This window comes from Micromonospora sp. KC606, assembly GCF_004348675.1.
Lineage (GTDB): Bacteria > Actinomycetota > Actinomycetes > Mycobacteriales > Micromonosporaceae > Micromonospora.
On the sequence record NZ_SMKN01000328.1, the window covers coordinates 1 to 4,181 of the forward strand.

The following is a 4,181-nucleotide window of genomic DNA, read 5'->3' on the forward strand; positions in this document are numbered from 1 at the left end:
GGGTGGGCTCGCGTTCGCCGGCGCGCTGGTACTGCTGACCGCCACCCTGCTGCTCGGCGACCAGTTGCCTTCCGGCCTGCGGTGGCTGACGATGCCCGGCTATCTGTGGCTGGCGCTGATGTTCTACCTGCTCCTCGCGCTGCTCGTGCTCGAGGTGCCGGTGCTGGTGGCGTGGTTCGCGACACGCCGGCGAGCCCGGGTGGAGCGGCCGGCGTCCGTCCCGGTGGCGGTCGGTTCGGGCGGCTCGGGTGGCGTCGACCCGCCGCCGGAAACCGTCTTGGGCTCGGCCCTGGAGTCGCAATTCGCGTCCGAGCCGGAGCCTGCTTACGATCCCGGCCGCCGGCTGCTGCTGCGCCGTGGGGCGGCCATCGCTGCCGGAGCGGTCGCGGTGGGTCTCACCGGCGTCGGCGTGAGCCGCGCCTACCTTGCGCCGACCATCAAACGGTACGACATTCCGATGTCCCGCCTGGGCCGCCGGGCCGACGGCCTGCGACTGGCCGTCCTGGCGGACCTCCACATCGGACCGTTGCTCGGCACCGGGCAGGTGGAGCGGATGGTGGAGATTGTCAACGACCTCGACGCTGATCTGGTGGCGGTGGTCGGCGACGTGGTCACCTCCGAACCCGGCAAGGTGCGGGAGTCTCTCCTGCCGCTGACCCAGATGCGGAGCCGACACGGGGTGTTCTACGTCACCGGTAACCACGAGTACTACGCCGGCCTTGGGAGCTGGACCGAGGCAGCCGATGAGCTGGGCCTGCGGGTGTTGCGCAACGAGCGAGTCGAGATCGCCCACGGTGGCGGGGTGATCGACCTCGCTGGCGTCAATGACATCACCGGGGCCCAGTTCGCGGACCCGCCGGACTACGCGGCCGCGCTCGGCGACCGCGACCCGTCCCGGCCGGTGGTGCTGATGGCGCACCAACCAGTGGCGGTGCGTGACGCCGCTCCCTACGGCGTGGACCTGCAGGTCTCCGGCCACACCCACGGCGGCCAGATGTTCCCCTTCAACTATCTGGTCGCGCTGGAGCAGCCGGTCGTGTCTGGACTGGGCGAGGTGGACGGCACACCGGTTTACGTCACCAACGGCGCCGGCTTCTGGGGCCCACCTGTACGCATCGGCGCCGATCCCGACATCACCCTGCTCACCCTCCGGGCGGCCGGAAGGTAGCGCGAGTGTTATGTGGTCGGTACCAAGCATCGAACCGGCGCACCTGGTAGTGGTCGAGGGCCACCTCGGTCTTGGCGGTCTGGAGGCCATTCCTCGATTGCTCAGCGGCCCCATGGCCGAGCAGTTCGCCCACCTCCTGGCCCGCGCCGAGCTGCCGGGGGTGCAACTGCACGTCGTTCCGCTCCAGCTACCCGGGGCTGGCGGGCCGTTCGCCACCGCCGAGGCATTCTGCCCGCGCGGCACCGGCGGGCAGGCGCACCAGCCGGGGGCGCGCCCCCGGCACTGGCTGGGCGGCGTGTCGCTCGCCCGACGGGTCAGGGTGCCGCTTCGCCGGCCTGGGCGCGCGGCGGGGTCAGAAGGACTCGACGATCGGCACCAGGTCGGCGTCGACCACGATCGGGGCGTGGTCCGAGGGGCCCTTGCCCTTGCGTGCCTCCCGGTCCACGTACGCCGAGCGGACCGCGCGGGCCAACGGCGCGGTGGCGTACACCAGGTCGATCCGCATGCCCTTGTTCTGGTGGAACATCCCGGCCCGGTAGTCCCAGTACGTGTAGGGGTGCGGGCCTTTCATCGGGGTGGGCACCACGTCGCTCAGCCCGAGGTCGCGCAGCGCCGCGAGGGCGGCGCGTTCGGCCGGGGTGACGTGGGTGGAGGTGACGAAGAGCGCCGGATCCCACACGTCGTCGTCGGTCGGTGCGACGTTGAAGTCGCCGCAGACCGCGACCGGCCCGCCGCCGGCCACCTCCGGTTCCAGCGCGTCGCGCAGCGCGGCGAACCAGGCCAGCTTGTACGCGTAGTGCGGGTCGCCGGGCGTGCGCCCGTTCGGTACGTACACCGACCAGATCCGGACCCCGTCGCAGGTGGCGGAGATGGCCCGCGCCTCCGGCTCGGGGAACCCGGGCTCGCCGGGGAACCCGACGGTGACGTCGGCCAGCCCGACCCGGGACAGGATGGCCACCCCGTTCCACCGGCCGTCGCTGTGGCTGGCCACCTCGTAGCCCAGCTCGCCCACCTCGGCGGACGGAAACGAGCCGTCGGGGCACTTGGTCTCCTGGAGGCAGACCACGTCCGGGCCGGTGGTGGCGAGCCAGTCCAGCAGCCGGGGCAGCCGGGCCTTCACCGAGTTCACGTTCCAGGTCGCCAGGCGCATGTCTCCAGCCTGCCGCATCTGGCCGCGTCGCGCCGTCCGGCCGCGCCGGTGGCCGTGCATGATCGACTCCAGCTAGCGCCGGGCGGCGGCACCCAGCGAACCGGATACCGCCGTGTGCGCCAATCGGGGAGCGAGGGCGGCGACGGGGGAGCGGTGCAGAGCGGTCAGGAGTTCGGGGTGTCGCCCGGGCCGGTCTGTTCGGCCAGGAAGCGTTCCAGCTCGGCGCCGAGTTCGTCCGCGGTGGGCAGCGGCCCGGTCTCGGTGACGAGCAGGTTCTTCTCGCCACGGCCGCGGGCGAAGGCGTCGTACTGCTCCTCCAGGGCGTGCACCAGCGCGGCGGCCTCGTCGGTCTGCGCGACCTGGCGATCGATCTCGACCCGCACCACCTCGGCGGCGGCCCGCAGGCTGTCACTGGGCAACAGCAGACCGGTGGTCCGGGAGACCGAGGAGAGCAGCGCCTCGGCAGCGGCCGGGTATTCGGTCTGGGCGACGTAGTGCGGCACGTGCGCGGCGAAACCCGCCGCGTCGCGGCCCTGCTCGCCGAGCCGGTACTCCAGCAGGTTGCCGACGCTGCCGGGGACCTGCACCTGTTGCAGCCACGGCTCGTGCCCGGCGATCAGCTCGCGCCGCGTGGCGTGTGCGGTCACCCCGGTGGGCCGGGTGTGCGGCACGGCCATCGGGATCGAGTTGAGTCCGATCGTGAGCCGGACGTCGAGCCGGGCGGACAGCTCGCCGACCGCCGCCACGAAACGCTCCCACTGTAGGTCCGGTTCCGGGCCGGCGAGCAGCAGGAACGGGGTCTCGTCGTCGTCGTGCAGCAGGTGCAGCGCCAGCTCGGGAGCATCGTAGTGCTCCCAGCGGTCCTCGACGAAGGTCATCACCGGCCGGCGGGACCGGTAGTCGAAGAGCTGGTCGACGTCGAAGGTGGCGATCTGACGGGACTCCAGCGAGGTGAGCAGCTGCTCACGGGCCAGACGGCTGGCGCCGCCGGCGTCGACGAAGCCGGTGAGCGCCTGGATCAGCACCGGCTGTCGGAGGTCGGGCAGATCATCGGTGAGCTGGTAGAGCTCGTGTGGGTCGAGCACCGGTTCGGACCTCCCTGAAAGCACGCGTACGGGGCCGCGCGCACACGGTTCCCGTTCGGGGAACGTACCCGCCGTCGGCTTCCATTCCGGCAGCGGGTGAGTGGTCGACAATCCCGTGATCAAACCCGGGCGAAGGCCCTCATTTCGGCGATCATCCAGGGGGCGGGTCCCCCGAATGATGCGTGCAGGGTGGGGCGAACGGTGGAGTATGTCGATCATGCGAGAGGCCGGTGCGGTCTCCGCCCGGCTGTTCCGCGACGGTACCGGCCACCCCGGCTTTCCGGGATGCCCGGTACGGCGCGTACGGGTACCCGGCCGGTGGTGCGAGTGCCCCTGTCCACTTCGCGGGTGGTGAAGTGTGGGCAGGGCCACTTTACGGGGCGGGTTGGCAGGCGGATCCGTTGCCTAGCCTCGTCGAATGCGTGACGACGACACCCTCGACGACCACTGCGGTCCCGACGGCGCGACTGGCCGTTCGGATGATATTCCATCGTCCGAACGGGTCGGCATGGTCCGCGGCACTGCGGCGACCCGTGCCCTGCGTACCCGCCTCGGCGCCCTCGTTAACCCCCGCCGGCCGGCCGGGGTAGCCCTCGCCGCCGGCCTCGCCTCCTGCCTGGGGCTGGCCGGCGTTGCCGGCTTCCAGACCCGGCTCACCGAGCCGGCGGCCCCGGCCGGCGTCGAGGCCGCCCTCGCCGAGCGGGCGCAGCAGGAGGGCGCCGCCTCCCGCGATCAGGAGCGCGCCCCGATCGCCGCGTCCCCCACCCCCGTCCCGGCC

General features: G+C 72.2%; 3 protein-coding genes and 2 pseudogenes. 3 read left to right on the plus strand and 2 right to left on the minus strand.

Annotated elements, in window-relative coordinates; genetic code table 11:
- Both E1193_RS30315 and E1193_RS33575 read left to right on the plus strand, forming a co-directional pair.
- The coding region (locus E1193_RS30315; protein ID WP_132186560.1) for a metallophosphoesterase at nt 1–1,168 on the plus strand (1,168 nt) is incomplete at its 5' end.
- A gap of 133 nt (nt 1,169–1,301) precedes the next feature.
- Nucleotides 1,302–1,391 (plus strand): annotated as a pseudogene (locus tag E1193_RS33575) (XRE family transcriptional regulator); the annotation flags it as partial.
- A gap of 129 nt (nt 1,392–1,520) precedes the next feature.
- On the opposite strand, the gene E1193_RS30320 reads toward E1193_RS33575, so the two are convergent.
- Nucleotides 1,521–2,318 (minus strand): exodeoxyribonuclease III, encoded by a 798-nt coding sequence (locus E1193_RS30320; protein WP_132186561.1) that lies wholly within the window; start codon nt 2,316–2,318, stop codon nt 1,521–1,523.
- Nucleotides 2,319–2,482: 164 nt separating this feature from the next.
- Nucleotides 2,483–3,403: a PAC2 family protein gene (locus tag E1193_RS30325; protein ID WP_132186562.1), complete on the minus strand. Its 921-nt coding sequence runs from the start codon at nt 3,401–3,403 to the stop codon at nt 2,483–2,485.
- 418 nt (nt 3,404–3,821) lie between these two features.
- Here E1193_RS30325 and E1193_RS30330 point away from each other — a divergent pair.
- Nucleotides 3,822–4,181 (plus strand): annotated as a pseudogene (locus E1193_RS30330) (peptidase M23); the annotation flags it as partial.

Bases quoted from the DNA above. Each gene is read 5' to 3' on its own strand.
- E1193_RS30320 (WP_132186561.1), bottom strand. From the start codon at position 2,318: ATGCGCCTGGCGACCTGGAACGTGAACTCGGTGAAGGCCCGGCTGCCC.